Annotated in this window: 12 protein-coding genes; 4 read left to right on the top strand and 8 right to left on the bottom strand. The window is 65.3% G+C overall.

Annotated elements, in window-relative coordinates; genetic code table 11:
- Window positions 1–47: 47 nt before the first annotated feature.
- The 3 genes from HGB10_10865 to HGB10_10855 all read left to right on the top strand — a co-directional run bounded on the left by HGB10_10865 (window position 48) and on the right by HGB10_10855 (window position 2,542).
- The gene (locus HGB10_10865) at window positions 48–722 is read left to right on the top strand and encodes a response regulator transcription factor (protein NTU72300.1); all 675 of its coding nucleotides are present in this window, start codon (window positions 48–50) and stop codon (window positions 720–722) included.
- Between the two features lies 1 nt (window position 723).
- Window positions 724–1,842: a HAMP domain-containing histidine kinase gene (locus HGB10_10860; GenBank protein ID NTU72299.1), complete on the top strand. Its 1,119-nt coding sequence runs from the start codon at window positions 724–726 to the stop codon at window positions 1,840–1,842.
- Window positions 1,843–1,951: 109 nt separating this feature from the next.
- Complete coding sequence (locus tag HGB10_10855; GenBank protein NTU72298.1) at window positions 1,952–2,542, top strand: class I SAM-dependent methyltransferase; 591 nt, start codon at window positions 1,952–1,954, stop codon at window positions 2,540–2,542.
- A gap of 133 nt (window positions 2,543–2,675) precedes the next feature.
- Here HGB10_10855 and HGB10_10850 read toward each other — a convergent pair whose 3' ends face one another.
- From HGB10_10850 to HGB10_10840, 3 genes are all read right to left on the bottom strand, one after another.
- Window positions 2,676–3,893, bottom strand: coding sequence for a 4Fe-4S binding protein (locus HGB10_10850; protein ID NTU72297.1), 1,218 nt, complete (start codon window positions 3,891–3,893; stop codon window positions 2,676–2,678).
- Window positions 3,894–4,036: 143 nt separating this feature from the next.
- A complete protein-coding gene (locus tag HGB10_10845) occupies window positions 4,037–4,597 on the bottom strand; it encodes a hypothetical protein (GenBank protein NTU72296.1) in 561 nt (186 codons plus the stop codon).
- 127 nt (window positions 4,598–4,724) lie between these two features.
- A complete protein-coding gene (locus tag HGB10_10840; GenBank protein NTU72295.1) occupies window positions 4,725–5,813 on the bottom strand; it encodes a hypothetical protein in 1,089 nt (362 codons plus the stop codon).
- Window positions 5,814–6,002: 189 nt separating this feature from the next.
- On the opposite strand from HGB10_10840, the gene HGB10_10835 reads away from it, so the two are divergent.
- Entirely contained in the window at window positions 6,003–7,382 is a 1,380-nt protein-coding gene (locus tag HGB10_10835) for a tryptophanase (protein ID NTU72294.1), read from the top strand.
- Window positions 7,383–7,468: 86 nt separating this feature from the next.
- Here the strand turns inward: HGB10_10835 and HGB10_10830 are convergent, their stop codons facing one another.
- The 5 genes from HGB10_10830 to HGB10_10810 form a co-directional block, all read right to left on the bottom strand.
- The gene (locus HGB10_10830; protein ID NTU72293.1) at window positions 7,469–8,224 is read right to left on the bottom strand and encodes an SDR family oxidoreductase; all 756 of its coding nucleotides are present in this window, start codon (window positions 8,222–8,224) and stop codon (window positions 7,469–7,471) included.
- A 159-nt stretch (window positions 8,225–8,383) separates the two neighbouring features.
- The gene (locus HGB10_10825) at window positions 8,384–9,388 is read right to left on the bottom strand and encodes a peptidoglycan DD-metalloendopeptidase family protein (protein NTU72292.1); all 1,005 of its coding nucleotides are present in this window, start codon (window positions 9,386–9,388) and stop codon (window positions 8,384–8,386) included.
- A gap of 170 nt (window positions 9,389–9,558) precedes the next feature.
- Window positions 9,559–11,862, bottom strand: a complete 2,304-nt coding sequence (locus tag HGB10_10820) for a M6 family metalloprotease domain-containing protein (GenBank protein NTU72291.1) — start codon at window positions 11,860–11,862, stop codon at window positions 9,559–9,561.
- Window positions 11,863–11,992: 130 nt separating this feature from the next.
- A complete protein-coding gene (locus HGB10_10815) occupies window positions 11,993–13,615 on the bottom strand; it encodes an MFS transporter (protein NTU72290.1) in 1,623 nt (540 codons plus the stop codon).
- A gap of 141 nt (window positions 13,616–13,756) precedes the next feature.
- On the bottom strand, window positions 13,757–14,508 hold a 752-nt coding region (locus tag HGB10_10810), incomplete at its 5' end, for a carboxypeptidase regulatory-like domain-containing protein (protein NTU72289.1).

Here is a 14,508-nt window from a genome sequence, read left to right as displayed (position 1 = left end):
AAGTTAGTGGGATACTCTGACGGTCGGGCGTGAACGGAGTGGATTCTGTGGCGACGATCCTTGTGGTCGACGATAACGAGAGCATCGTCTCGGCTCTCACCGAGTACCTTGAGGCCAGCGGCTACACGGTTGTGACCGCACTTGATGGACCGAGTGCGGTCGTCGCTGCGGAAGCCCACAGCCCCGATCTCGCGCTCGTCGACATCATGCTGCCCGGCATCGACGGCCTGGAGCTGACGAAGCGCTTCGAGGTTCTCGGCATACCGGTGATCCTCGTGACCGCGAAGTCCGATGAGGTTGATCGACTCGTCGGGCTCGAACTCGGAGCCGACGACTACATCACCAAACCGTTCAGTCCGCGCGAAGTGGTGGCTCGAGCGAAGGCCGTGCTCCGCCGCTGCTCGCGACAGAACGTCACAACAAACGTCATCACCGTCGGAGACCTCGTCTTGGACCACGAACGGCGTGAAGTCCAGGCGGGCGGCGAAGTCGTCGAGTTGACCCGCACCGAGTTCGACATCCTCGCCGCCATGGCTGCACATCCTGGACGCGTCTATTCGCGCCTGCAACTCCTCGAGGCATCGTCGGGCGAGGCGTTCGAAGGCTACGATCGCACGATCGACGCGCACGTGAAGAACATCCGCCGCAAGCTGGGCGACGACCCGCGCACTCCGCGCTACGTTCGCACGGTCATCGGCGTGGGCTACAAAGTGGAGGTGTAGCGTGCGCCGAGTCGGCCTGAACCTGCAGGTCTTCCTGTCGATCCTGCTCGTCTCACTCGGTGCCGTGCTCACCGTCGGCCTCGTGGCGCGCAACGCGCTCGCAAGCGCGTTCGACAGCTACCTGGCGACACTACCCACTCCCTCGGGTGACGGGCGCATGCACATGGGCCGCAGGATGCTCGGCGCTGCCGAGCAGACCTTCGTCGCCAGCGTGGACCGAAGCGTTCTCATCGGTGCAGTGGCTGCCGTGGTCATCACGACGATCGTCGCGGTACTGCTCGCCCGGCACTTCAGCCGCCCGATCCGCACGCTCGAGTCGGCTGCTGAGGCGCTCGCAGCCGGTGACCTGTCCCGCCGCGTGACGCCAGCAGGACCCACAGAGGTCGCGACGCTCGGCGATGCGTTCAACCGGATGGCTGACTCGCTCGAAGAGGCCGAGACCTTGCGGCGGCGCCTCGTGGCCGACGTCGCCCACGAGCTGCGTAACCCCATCGCAGCCGCGCGCGTGCACGCCGAGGGTATGGCCGAGGGCGTTCTGCCCCCCACGCAGGCGCGGTTCGACGCGCTCGTCTCCGACCTCGGCCATCTGTCGGTGCTCGTCACCGACCTGCAGCACCTCGCAATCGCGGAGGCCGGCCAGCTGCGCTACGAGGTGGCCGCACTCGACCTTGCCGATCTGGCCCGCCGAGAGACGGCGCGCATCGCCGACTCACGCCCGGGCGACGTCACCATCACCGCGCAGGCAGCAGAGCCTGTCTGGGTCGACGGCGACGAGCTGCGCCTCTCGGAGGTCCTGCGCAACCTGCTCTCCAATGCGATTCGCCACACGAGCACCGGCTCGATCACAGTCACCGCCACGGTGCTCAGTGACGGGCGGGCGGAGGTGCGCGTGACTGACACCGGCGAGGGCATACCCGCCGAGGACCTCCCCTACGTCTTCGAGCGCTTCTACCGTGCGGACACCGCGCGTGCGACCGACACCGGTGGCGCGGGCCTCGGACTTGCCATCTCACGCCGGATTGTCGAGGACCACGGGGGCGAGGCGTTCGCCGAGAACACGGCGGGCGGCGGGGCCATCGTCGGATTCTCGATGCCTGCAGCGCAGAAGCCGACCGCTTAGCCGCTGGCGACCGTCGGCGCTGCTCCCGCATCTCCCGTACCAGCCATCGCATACCCTTTGGGGTATCGTATCGGCTATCATCGGAGGCCCTACCTCCCCGGGAGTGCTCATGGCGCACGAGAAGTTCAACCCCGCACACCTCGATCGACTCAACGACCCCGGTCGGCTACTCGACATGCCGCCTGACGCGATGTGGGCCGCGTTGGGCAACCCATCGCCCAAGGTCATCGTCGACATCGGTGCCGGAACCGCCGTCTTCTCATGCCAGTTCGCCGAGCGGGCGCCCGAGGCGATCGTGTACGCGGTCGACACCGAGCCCACGATGGTGCGCTGGATGATCGAGAACCGCCCTCCCGCGGTGTGCGAGCGTGTGCGGCCCCTGCTCAGCAGTGAGCGCGCGGTCCCCTTGCCGACCGGCGAGTCCGACCTGACGGTCATGATCAACCTGCACCACGAACTCGTCGAACCGATCGAGACCTATCGCGAGGCGCTGCGCCTGACCCGTATCGGCGGCCAGTTGCTGGTCGTCGACTGGCATCCCGATGCGCTCGACAAGGGGCCGTCGGTCGACATCCGTGTCTCCCCCGAGCAGATCGCCGAAACGGCGAGGGCTGTGGGCTTCACTGAGACTGTCATTCACCCCCAGCTCATGCGGCACTCACTCGTCACGGCGCGCAAGCCCGCCGTCTGCGGGCTGTAGGTCCCCGCGACGGACCCGGCGTGGGCGCGTATCGACCCCTACGCACCCACGGGCCGCCAATGCCCCGCCCTGCCGCAACACAAAGGAGCGGCGCCCGTCGAGGCACGCCGCTCCTTGATTCGTCGTTCGGTTACTACTGAGCCGGCTGCTCAGCGAGCTTCTCGGCGATGAAGTCACGCAGGTCGGTGTGGACGTCAAACCCGTAGATAGGTGCGAGGTCCTTGATCTTGCTGCTCATCTCTTCGGGCTTCACGCCGTACTTCTCGGTGAAGACCTCCTCCGGGATACCGGTGACCTTGGAGATCTCGGCGAAGGTCATCGAACCCTTGATGTCCTCGACGTTGATGGTGCCACCGGCCTGCTCGACCGTCTTCTCGAGCGACGGCATCGTCCAGGCGAAGCTACCTGTGACCGTCGGCAGTCCGATTCCCACGGCTACCAAGGCGACGGTCAGACCGAGCACCATCGTCGGCGACAGAGACTTCGCGGGCGCCGGGCCGGAGGAGACCACGAGGGTGTCCTTGACCGGGCACACGTTGACGCACTCGTTGCAGTTGATGCACTCGGCGTCGTTGACGACGTCGACGGTGGAGACCTTCACGTTGACCGGGCAGACCTTGTCACACAGCTTGCAGTCGGTGCAGGTCGAATCGTTGCGGCGCACCTTGAAGATCGACAGACGTGAGATCGCGCCGAGCAAGCCACCCATGGGGCACAGGTACTTGCAGAAGAAGCGGTCATACACGACGGAGCCGATGATGCTGACGACGAGCACGCCGAACCCGATCGCAAACTCGGCGAGCAGTTCAGCGGAGGTCAGATGCATCCACGCAACCCAGGGGTCGTACGGGCGGATGACGAGCGAAGCCGCCTGCCAGCTCCACACCGCGAAGAACACGAGGATGGCGTACTTGAGGAACCGCGCGGGCTTATCGATCGCGGCGGGCATCTGGGGACGCTTGCCCTTGAACAGCTTCAGGCCGATCTTGGCCGCGAACTCCTGAATGGCGCCCAGAGGACAGATGTAGCCGCAGAACGCACGGCGGAACACGACCGCGATCGCGAGCGTCACGCCGAGCAGAATCACGCTCGAGACGGCGACACGCTGGATCAGCGTCGCCGACGTGATGAGCGTCCAGAGCGTCTCGATGCCACCGAACGGACACAGAGCGTCAACACCGACGACCTTGACGCCGCGCTGGTGAGCGATGCCGATGCCTGTGATGATTGCGAGCCCGATGCCGAGAACGACAAGACGCAGATTGCGGCTCGCCCGCTGCGCCGGCTTATCGCTCTTCGTGCTGGTTCTAGCCGTGCTCGAGACCTGCGTCTCGTTCGAATCTGCTGACACGTTGCTGCCTCCTCGTTCGACGTCTGTACCCCCTCAGGTATACGCAGATGCCGTGAACGTGGTGTGAACGTGCGAGCCGCTTCGTGTGAACGCCAGACCCCATCAGTGCCGTGCCCGTGCGCAGCGACGGGGGAGGATGTCAGCTATCTCGGGATGAACATGGCGTACGCGAGACTCTGAAGCCCGTCGCGCGACATGCGCACCGCGACCAGGCACTGCTTGCCGCGAACCTGCTCAGGCACGTCCCGTCGCACGTCGACCACTCCGCGGTTGTCGGTGTAGGTGACGTCACGAAACCGCTCGTCACCGAACTCCCACGAGACCTCGACCAGCGCACCGGCGAACGGGTCGCCATTGCGGTGGTCGCCGTGAATCGAAACCATAAGCGGCTTGCCTGCACGGATATCGCCGGGTGCTTCAACGTGCCGCACGCCGACAGGCGACCCGCCGGCAACTCCCCAGACATCCTCGAGCCGACCCATGTCCCGTGAAAGCCTCGCGGTCTCGGAGTCCTCAAATGAGATCCCGGCGTGCTCCGCCGCTGCTGCCGTGTAGGTGGGTTCAAGAGTGATGCGAGGGATGAGGCCCTCTCGAAACGCCCGCACGGCAAACAGCGCCGCGGGCGTCACCAGCAGAACCAAGATGAGGGTGGCTGGTCGTGCCCGACCCCTCCGTGAGCGCAGAAACCGTCTGATGCCGAACATCGTCCTTACCCCTAAGGCTCCTGACCACACGCCGCGCGCGGCGTAGGTCCCCTCTAGTGCCCCACGTTGCCGCAGATCGCCGGTCCCGCATGCCGGTGCGGGAGATCTGCTTACCTGTATCGGCAGACTACTTCGTCGTGCGTAGTATCTTGCCCGGGAAGATCCCGACGTTGGGGATCTCCACCTGGACGTCATCGCCGGTGATCCGAATGAGGAATGGCACCGCGTCGTCGCCCTTCACGTTCTTCTTGTTGTATCGCCCTTTGACGTTGGGCGCCGTCGCCTGTATGTCGAGCGAGGCCATGCCCTTCAGCTTCATCGAGCCGGCTCCGGCCACGATCGGGTCACCCACCGGCTCGCCGGTCAGCAGCGAAGCGAGCGGCTCGTCAACGATTATGAACCGGAGGCTCTGGTCCCTCCCGATGCCCGAGACCGTGCCGAACGACTTCACGATCGACGCCGGCCCCTTGTACTTCCCGTCGATGGAAAGCGAGGCGTGACCGTTGTAGATCCCGCCCATCTGCATGCCGCCTCCGGACGCGAACATGTCGAGCTCATACTCGAACGTCCAGCCTTCGACCTTCTGAGTCTCAGTCCCGCTCACCTTGATAGTGAAGTCGACTTCTTTGCCTCGCTGCTTGGCGCGATCGGTGAACGCCTTGTCGATCGCGGCCTTGTCTTCCTCACTCGTCGTGTATGCCGAGAACCCGTCGACCTGCGCGGTCAGCATGGTGTTGCCGTCTCGCACGAGGCGCTGGGTCGGGATGATCTGCGTCGAAACGCCATCGTCGGCGATGCGCACGATCGTTGCGTTCGCGGGGGCCTTGCCGGGAAGCAGAAAGCCGACCAGGCACGGCTGCGTGGGCGCCGCCTTGCTCGTGTCCACGTAGATTCCGGTCGACAGCGGCTTCTTCACGCCGGCCGGCGCCTCGGAAAGCGCGGTCACGGTCCACTGGCTGCCCGCCGCCGCAGCTCCTGCGGGGACGGATACAGCGGCGGTCGCCTCGCCGAGAGAAACAGCGACACCGCCGCCCTGCTCGGAGATGGGCAGCGGCACGCTCGCGGACTCATCGAGTTTGAACGCTGTGGGCGCTGAGGCCGCCGATGGCGAACCGGCTCCTGCCTTGGTGCCCGATGATGATCCCCCGCCACAGCCTGTGAGTGCCGTCGTTGCGATGGCCACACAGACCATGCCAGCAAGCCACGAAGCTCGCATGTCTCCCCCAGTGTGAACGTGACGCCCTAGGCAGATGGTACCGCCACCACGGCATGGCGCAAGTCCGATGAACCGCCCGACCCGCAAACGGTAGCCGGGCTTCCCCCGGCAGCGGAGTGCCGCTAGACTCTCCCTCGGTACGCGCGCGCCACTTCGATCGGGCCGCGCACAGTGGCACCGGGAGGCGCCATGTTCAAGACCATCATCGAGCCGTTCCGCATCAAGACCGTCGAACAGATCAACATGACGACGCGCGAGCAGCGGCAGGAGATGATTCGCGAGGCCGGATACAACATCTTCGCCTTGCGTTCCGACGATGTGATCATCGACCTGCTCACAGACTCGGGAACCGGCGCCATGAGCGCCAATCAGTGGGGTGGCGTCATGCGGGGGGACGAGTCGTACGCGGGCAGCCCGTCGTACTTCCGGTTCCGCGATTCGATCAACGACATCACCGGCTTCGAGCACATCATCCCCACACACCAGGGCCGCGCCGCTGAACGCATCCTGTTCTCGGTGATGTGCAAGGAAGGCGACGTCGTCCCCAACAACAGCCACTTCGACACGACCCGCGCGAACGTGGAGTTCCGCGGCGCAATCGCGCTGGACCTGCCTTCACCCGAGCTCGCCGACATGGACTCGGACTTCCCGTTCAAGGGCGATATGGACCTCGACGGGCTGCGCGCCGCCTTCGCCGAGTTCGGGGCGGCACGCATCCCGCTCGTCATGATCACGGTCACCAACAACTCCGGTGGCGGTCAGCCCGTCTCGCTCGGCAACATGAGGGCGGTTGCCGAGATCTGCCGACAGTACGACACGCCGCTGTATCTCGACGCGTGTCGCCTCACCGAGAACGCGTACCTGATCAAGCAGCGCGAGCCAGGCTACGCCGACAAGACCGTGCGCCAGATCGTCCGCGAGATGTGTGACCTCGCCGAAGGTTGCACGATGAGCGCGAAGAAGGACGCCATCGTGAACATGGGCGGCTTCCTCGCCACCCGCAGCGCAGAGCTCGCGCAGGAGCACCGCGTGCTGCTCATCCTCACCGAGGGCTTCCCCACCTACGGCGGGCTGTCCGGTCGCGACCTCGAGGCCCTGGCCATCGGCATGCAAGAGGCCGTCGAGGAGGACTACCTCCACTACCGCATAACCTCGACGCGCTACGTGGGCCAGCACCTGCGTGACGCCGGCGTGCCGCTCCTGTGGCCTCCCGGAGGTCATGCGATCTATCTGGACGCGAAGCGGATCGCGTCGCACATCCCGCCGACGCAGTACCCGGGCGTCGCGGTCGCGAATGCGATGTACGAGCTCGGTGGCGTGCGTGCCTGTGAGATCGGGACGCTCATGTTCGGCCACCGTGACCCCGCCACAGGTGAAGAGGTCGCCGGTCCGCGTGAGCTCGTGCGACTCGCGATCCCGCGTCGGGTCTACACGCAAAGCCACATGGACTACGTCATCGAGGTCGTCGCGAGGGTCTACGAGGAGCGCGAGTCGCTCCCCGGATACCGGGTCACCGAACAGGCCCCGTTCCTGCGGCACTTCTCGGCGAAGCTGGAGCCGATCTCGTAAGGGTCGAACCGCCTGCGGATGACGACGAACACACGAAGGCCCGCCGACGATGGCGGGCCTTCGAATGTTCTCGTCGACGATGGGAGCTACTGCGCCAGGTAACCGCCGTCGACGACGTACTGGCTGCCGGTGACGAACGATGCCTTGTCGGTGAGCAGCCACACGATCACCTCGGCGACCTCCTGCGGAGTCCCGAACCTGCCCATCGCGTGCTTCGATGCGATGAAGTTGTAGGTATCGTCACCCTTCTGGATGCCCGCGCTCGAGACCAGCGGCGTCTCGATGAAGCCGGGGTGCACCGAGTTCACTCGCACGCCTTGCGTCGCGTACTCAAGCGCGGCGTTCTGAGTCAGACCGACCACGCCGTGCTTCGCAGCAACGTACGCGCTCGACATCGCGAAGCCCACGAATCCGAGGATCGAGCTGATGTTGACGATCGAGCCTCCACCCGCAGCAACCATGGCGGGTAGCTGGGCACGCATGCCGTAGAAGACGCCGGAGAGATTGATGTCGATGACCTTCTGCCATCCATCTATCGGGTACTCGCCGGTCAGGCCGGCGGGCCCACCGATTCCGGCGTTGTTGACGGCGAGATGCAGCGCACCGTACGTGTCGACCGCGAACTTGACGAGGGCGTCTGCGTGGGCGGGATCGGCGACGTCCGCGTGCATGAACGAAGCAGTCCCGCCAGCGGCCTCGATCATGGCGACTGTCTCGGCACCGTGATCGTCGACGACGTCAGAGACAACGACCTTGGCGCCCTCGCCAGCCATGAGAAGCGCGGCTTCACGCCCGATTCCCGAACCGCCACCCGTGACGATTCCAACCTTACCTGCGAGCAATCCGCTCATGAGAGACTCCTTCCGGTACTCCCGCGAACCTCGAGCGTGGACGCCCTATTCGCGGAACCATCGCTTCGCTGCCGGGCAAACGCGATGTGGAAGGTATGTACCCCGGATTGGAGCCGCGACACTCTTTTGGAATGTGGAGATACGGTAGCGTTACTCCATCGCGCGCAGATACGGATAGGGGTTCACCGGATAGCCACGCGGCTCGATCTGTAGGTGCAGGTGCGGCGCACCACCCGAGGCGTTTCCGGTCGAACCCACGTAGCCGATCACCTGACCGGCCTTCACGCGACCGGACCGAACCGCCCATCCGTCGAGGTGTGCGTAGTAGAACTGCCAGCCGTTGCTGCCGTAGAGACGGGTCGTCTTGCCGCCGAGGCCCCCGTACTTCGATGTCACGCGCCCGGACATGATGGCGACGATCGGCGTTCCGCGTGGGGCCATGACATCGGTACCTTGGTGCCGCCGACGACCTCCGCTTCGCGAGGCCCCCCACGTGTTTGAGTAGTAGTAGGAACCGACGACGGGAAACACCATCCCGTTGGGGCCGGGAACCGCCATCTGGCCGTCGGGGCGATTGGCGCCACCACGCATCGCGTCGAGTTGTGCCTTGACCTTGAGGAACTCGGCCTGTTTCGACTTCAGACGCGCTTCGAGACGATCACGCTCGGACTTGAGCGACGCCAGAGCGCGAGCGCTGGACTTGCGCTCCTTGACGAGCGCGGCCCGCTGAGACCGGAGCACGTTCCGAGTGCCCTTCACGTCCATGACCGCCTGCGCGTCAGATGCATTGACCCGGCGCATGTAGTCCAGTCGCGTGACGAGGTCGTCGAAGCTCGACGCGCCCATCATGAACTCGATGAAGGTGTAGTCACCGCGCCGGTAGATCGAGGCCGCATGCGAGCTCAGGCGCTTCTGCGCCTTGCGCAGCTTCCTCTGGGTCGATGCGATCTTCTTGTCGGTCCGGGTGATGCGGACTTCGGTCTCGTCCAGCTCCCAGTAGGCGCGGTCGAATGCCGCACCGGCCTCGCGGGTATCGGCCTTGAGCGCGTCGAGCTGCGCCTTGAGTTGCGTGGCGGATGCCGCGAACGCCGGAAGGGGCATCGCGAACACGCACACAAGGCAGATCGAGATGAGCAACGCGCGTAACCGAGCCACAGGCACGCTCCCATTGACGGCACCGCGTTCATGGTAACCCCGAGTAGGCCGACTCGCATACGCGGCCGCGTCCCGGATTGCGCTTCGCCCGCGCAGAAGCACCGCCGCGCGAACGCACAAAGGCCCCGGGGAGGACCCCGGGGCCTTCCGGTGACGCTGCTCAGTGGTGCCTAGCGATACACGCGCCCCCGCGTGAAGTCGGTCTTGATGACGGCGGCTGCACGGTTGCCGCGCTTGACGGTCAGTTTCGCACCGTATCCGGGTGTCATCACGCTCGATACGGCGTTGCCGTACGCCGACCAGTCGTATATGTACATGCCGAATCGAGTGTCCGCCCAGTTTCGTGTGTCATCGAACGTTGGAACGGCCGGCTTGCCCGAGAAGCGCACGGTCTTCCCCCACCTCGTGATGCCATTGCTGATCGACGCCGAGCGTCCAAACGCGGCGTCCTGCAGCTGAATGCGGGTTCTGAACGGCACCTGACGTGTCGGGTAGCCCGAAGCTCTCTGCGTGACGAGCGTCGGATTCGCATCCACGAGGCTCAACTGGCCCGCCCATGGGTGGTCGAGGACCCAGTTGTCGGCGTACTGCGTGTCCCGGTACCACACGAGCATGCCCGGGCTCGCCCTGAAGAACTGCGCCTTGTTGGAGTACGGGTCCGGGTAGTTGTACCAGGAGTTCATCGACACGTCGAAGCCGCTCGCCTGGCGCCACTCGGCGATGTAGTAGTGAATCGCACTGTACGTGTCGTACCCCGTCGAAGTCGTCCACCCATCGACCGTCCAGCCCACGTCACTCGTACCGTCGTCCGAAAACGCGCCAAGAGACATCTCGTCGACGGCCCAGCCCGGACGGGCGAGTCCGCCGTCGGTCAGGTAGCGCAGACGCACCGTGACGGTCATCCCCTGATACGCGGACAGGTCGTATGACGCCTGCACCCAGCCGTCTGACTGTCCCGAGATGCCGCCGGTGCCATCCGCTGCGATCGAGCTTGGGATGGTTTGCCAGTCGCCAGGACCCGGGTCGGCGACGGTCGTGACCTGCACGTAGCCGTAGTCGTAGTCGGCCTCGATGTCGTACCAGGTCCAGAACCGAAGGGTGGGGTCATCGGCCGGAACCGCAAGGTCGCGACCGAGGGTGGCATCGAGGTTGTCCCCCGAGCCGGAGTACCAGAACGTGCCGCTGAGCGGATCGGTGATGTAGACCGAGTAGTCCTTCTCGGGAAGCTGCACCTTGATGGCCTTGTCGGCGGTTCCGGCGGCCGAGGTGTTGCGCAGCGGCTGCTCGAGCACCGGGTCGCCCGGGTAGACGACCGTGGGCTCGGACCATCCGAGCGCCCACTTCTCCCACGCGCTGAGCGCTGAGGGACTCGTACCGAGCGGAGCGCCAGGGGCACCGAGCCAGCTGCCGGAGCTCATGAGCGTCCAGAAGCCGGTCGACGACTCGCCCGAGTAGATGGTGTCGTACTGGTCCGGAAGACCGAGGTCGTGGGCGAACTCGTGCACGAAGACGCCTACCGTGCCGTCCTCGGGCTCGATGGTGTACGGACCGACCCAGACGCCCTTCTCGCTGGTGGGCACGCCACCGTAGCCGGGACCACCGTTACCGTAGTCGGCCCACCACGAGTGCGACCAGATCGCATCCTCGCCCTGCGCGCCGCCGCCGGCTTCTTCGCCGGCGCCTGCGTGGATGACCATGAGGTGGTCGACGTAGCCATCGGGCTCATCGATGTCTTCGTCGTTGTCCAGGTCGTATGGATCCTGGACGTCGTAGTCCGACCAGTTGACATCGGTGGCTTCTGCCACGGCATCCTGGACGACCCGCCAGACCGGCCCATTGAGGTCATCCCCATCGCCGGAAGGATCGTTGGCGCCGTAGTAAGCCTCGGAATGCGGGACGGTCACCCACTCGGAGGTGACGTCGCCAACGGGCATGTACGTGCCGCCCGACTGCTCGAGGAAGTAGTTCGAGAATGACTTGGCCCCGAACGACTGATCGAAGAGCATGCTCCGGTAGTGATCTGCCGAGAAGTCCGGGATCCAGTAGGTCGTGTTGTCGTCACCCGTCGGCTGCGAGATCTCGTTGTGAAGCGGCCCGCTGGTCGTGCCGCTCGGGCCGTCGTCGGACCCGGCGAACTCGACCAGCAGCACGAGCACCTTCTCGGTCTCGACTTCCGGCTGGCCGTTGTAGGCGCTCGCTGCGCCGCTGATGCCTCGCGACTCCCCCTCGGTCGCCGCACGCTGCGCGAGCGGGTTGCCACGCTCCTCGGGAGCGCCGTTGAAACGCCCGGCGAGGTAGAGCTGGTAGGCAAGCTGCTGAGTGGCGGCCGGTGCGTTCTTGGGAATCACACCTCGCGCTTTGAGCGACTTCATCAAAGCGGCTTCCTTGGGCGGCATCGCCGAAGCGACCGCCGGGATTGCCATCGCCACCGCAAGCACCGTGGCAACCAACGCGAACAGGAAACGTCTGGTCATGAAACGACCCCCTCCTCCGCGGGTTCGAGTCACACTCGGACCCCCCTCCGAGATGCCTGGCGCGTGGTCGCGACCAGCACAAGTCACATCGTACCCCTACATTCGAGCTTGTGGATGGCGAGCGCTCAGGTCAGGCATCGACCACTCGGCCGGGCAGATCACGCACGAACCACAACGCCACGAGCGCAAGAAGAGCCAGGACACCAACGGCTCGTTTCAGCGCGTCGATCTGTGCAATCTCGTAGTCGGTGACAACCTGATCGACCTGGTCGGCGGGTAGCTTCTTCGCCGCTGCCTCGCGAACCACCGAACTCGGTACGAAATCCAGACCCGAGGTGCGAGCCGTCTCGGCGGCCGCAGCGACACCGGCCGGCAGGTCGGGGTTGTCTCGGATGGTCGCCACGAAGCCGGTGCCCAGCGACGAGATCAGCATCGCGCCGATCAGCGCGGTGCCCAGTGAGGCGCCGAGGTTCTGCGCCGTGCCCTGAAGCCCTCCGACTTCGCTTCCCCGCTCCGCAGGAACAGACGAGAGATTGACGTTGGAGAGTTGCGACGCGAGCAGACCGAGCCCCGCGCCGAGCAGACCGAGCGCCACCCCAAACTGCACGGAGCGCAGCTGTGTGTCGATGCTGACCTGTAGCGCGATCTCGGACAGCAGCATCGCGATCACGCCGACCCTCACGATCGCGCGAGGCGAGTAGCGCGTCGACAGCGATGACCCCCCAAGCGCGAAGACGAGCAGCGCCCCGGAAAGCGGCATCAACCGCAGTCCGGTCGCGAACGCGTCCAGGCCAAGCACGGTCTGCAGGTACAACGGCAGTACGAAGAAGGTGCCGGCCACGATGATCTGCTGGACCATCAGCATCGAAAGTCCGGCCTTGAGGTTCGCAATCCGCAGTAGCGCGAGATCCAAGAGCGGCTCTGCTCCGCTGCGCTGAACGCGTTGCTCCCAGCGAACGAAGCCTGCGATGAGGCCGACGCCCGCGAGGATCAGCCACATCACCGGTGAGTAGCCCAGCGGCGCAAACGGCTTCCCGCCGATCTGTGGAACGCCTGCGGTCGGCGTGACCCAGCCCCACTGGCTCGACTGCAGCACGCCGTAGACGAGAGCGCCCAAGCCGAGCACGGACAGCACCGAACCGGGGATATCGAAACGCTCGCTGGTGTCGGGGGTCGGCGATGCGAGCCTCCGCGATGCGATGAGGATGCCCGCGCACATCGCCGTCTCGACGCCGAAGACCAGGCGCCAGGTCGCGTACGTGGTCACGAGGCCGCCAATGATCGGACCCGCTGCTGCTGCCGCGCCTGCGATGCCGCCGATGATGCCGAAGCCCATTGCGCGCCGCTGCCCCGAGTAGTTCGCCGAGATGAGCGCGACGATTGCGGGGATGACGAGCACAGCTCCAAGGCCTTCGAGAAGCGACCAGCCGAGGAGAAGGAAGCCGAGGTTGGGTGAAAGCGCCGTCGTGAGCGACCCGGCGCCGTAGATGACAAGCCCGATCGCAAACGCGCGCTTGGCACCGAGACGGTCACCGAGCTTGCCGCCCGTCAACATGAACGCCGCCATGACCAGCGTGAATGCGGTGATCGCGGTCTGAATCCCGACGACTGTCGTACCGAGGTCCTCGACGATTCGCGAGATCGAGACGTTCATGACCGTCGCGTCAATCACCATCACGAACTGCGCTGCACCGAGCAGCGCGATGATGCCCCACCCCTCGGAGTTGCTCGTGCCAACGTCAGCCTTCGGCATCCGCCGTCCCTTCAACCGATTCGAACGAGTTCGGTACGACCGTAGTACGGGGCACCTCAGTCGTGTTTGTACCCCAACGTAGCAGGACCACGGACGCGAGATGCGTCCGTGGTCCTGGTAAGCGCGGCCCGGCAGCCGCCCTTACGGGGTGATCGCTCCGGACAGGTCGCTGTCTATCGTCAGCTCCGCTCCGGATCCGAGGACCTGGATGCTCGCGTTGCTGATGCGGTTCTGGTGGTCGTAGTACTGCGTCAGGCTCGACGGCGTCATGCCCGTGAAGCGCAGATGGTAGCTGCCCACAGGAAGCGAGAGCGTGTAGACGCCCAGTGCGTTGGTGAACACGCCGCGCACGTAGGCATGGGTCGTGGCGTTGAACGCCGTGACCACCACGCGGTTCATCGGCACTCCGACGTTGGTGATGGTGCCTGAGATGGTCTGGACCGTGACAGGCGTCGTGGGTGCCAGGTCAGAAGACACCGTCGTCATCAGGCCGGCGGTGACCGTCACGACGGCCGCGTCGGTGATGTTGACCTTGTGGTCGAAGTACTGCGTCAGGCTTGCAGGCGTCGTGCCCATGAAGCGCACGTGGTAGGAGCCTGCCGGCAGCGAGCCGAGCGTGTAGTTGCCCAGTGCGTCGGTGTAGACGCCCTTGACGTCCCTGTGCGTCACCGCGTCATAGGCCGTGACCACGATGTGATCGAGCGGCGCCCCCAGGTTGGTGACGTTGCCGCTGATGCCTTGCGTGCTGGGCGGTACGATCGGTGATAGGTCACTTGAGACCGTGATCGACTCGCCGGCCACGGCACTGAGCGTGGTCGCCTCGCTGATGGTCAGCGTGCGGTCGTAGTACTGCTCGAGGTTGGCAGGTGTCGTACCCATGAAGCGCACGTGGT

The organism is Coriobacteriia bacterium (assembly GCA_013334745.1).
GTDB lineage: Bacteria > Actinomycetota > Coriobacteriia > Anaerosomatales > JAAXUF01 > JAAXWY01.
Note: the sequence above shows the minus strand (reverse complement) of the source record. Positions and strands in the feature narration are given on the sequence as shown.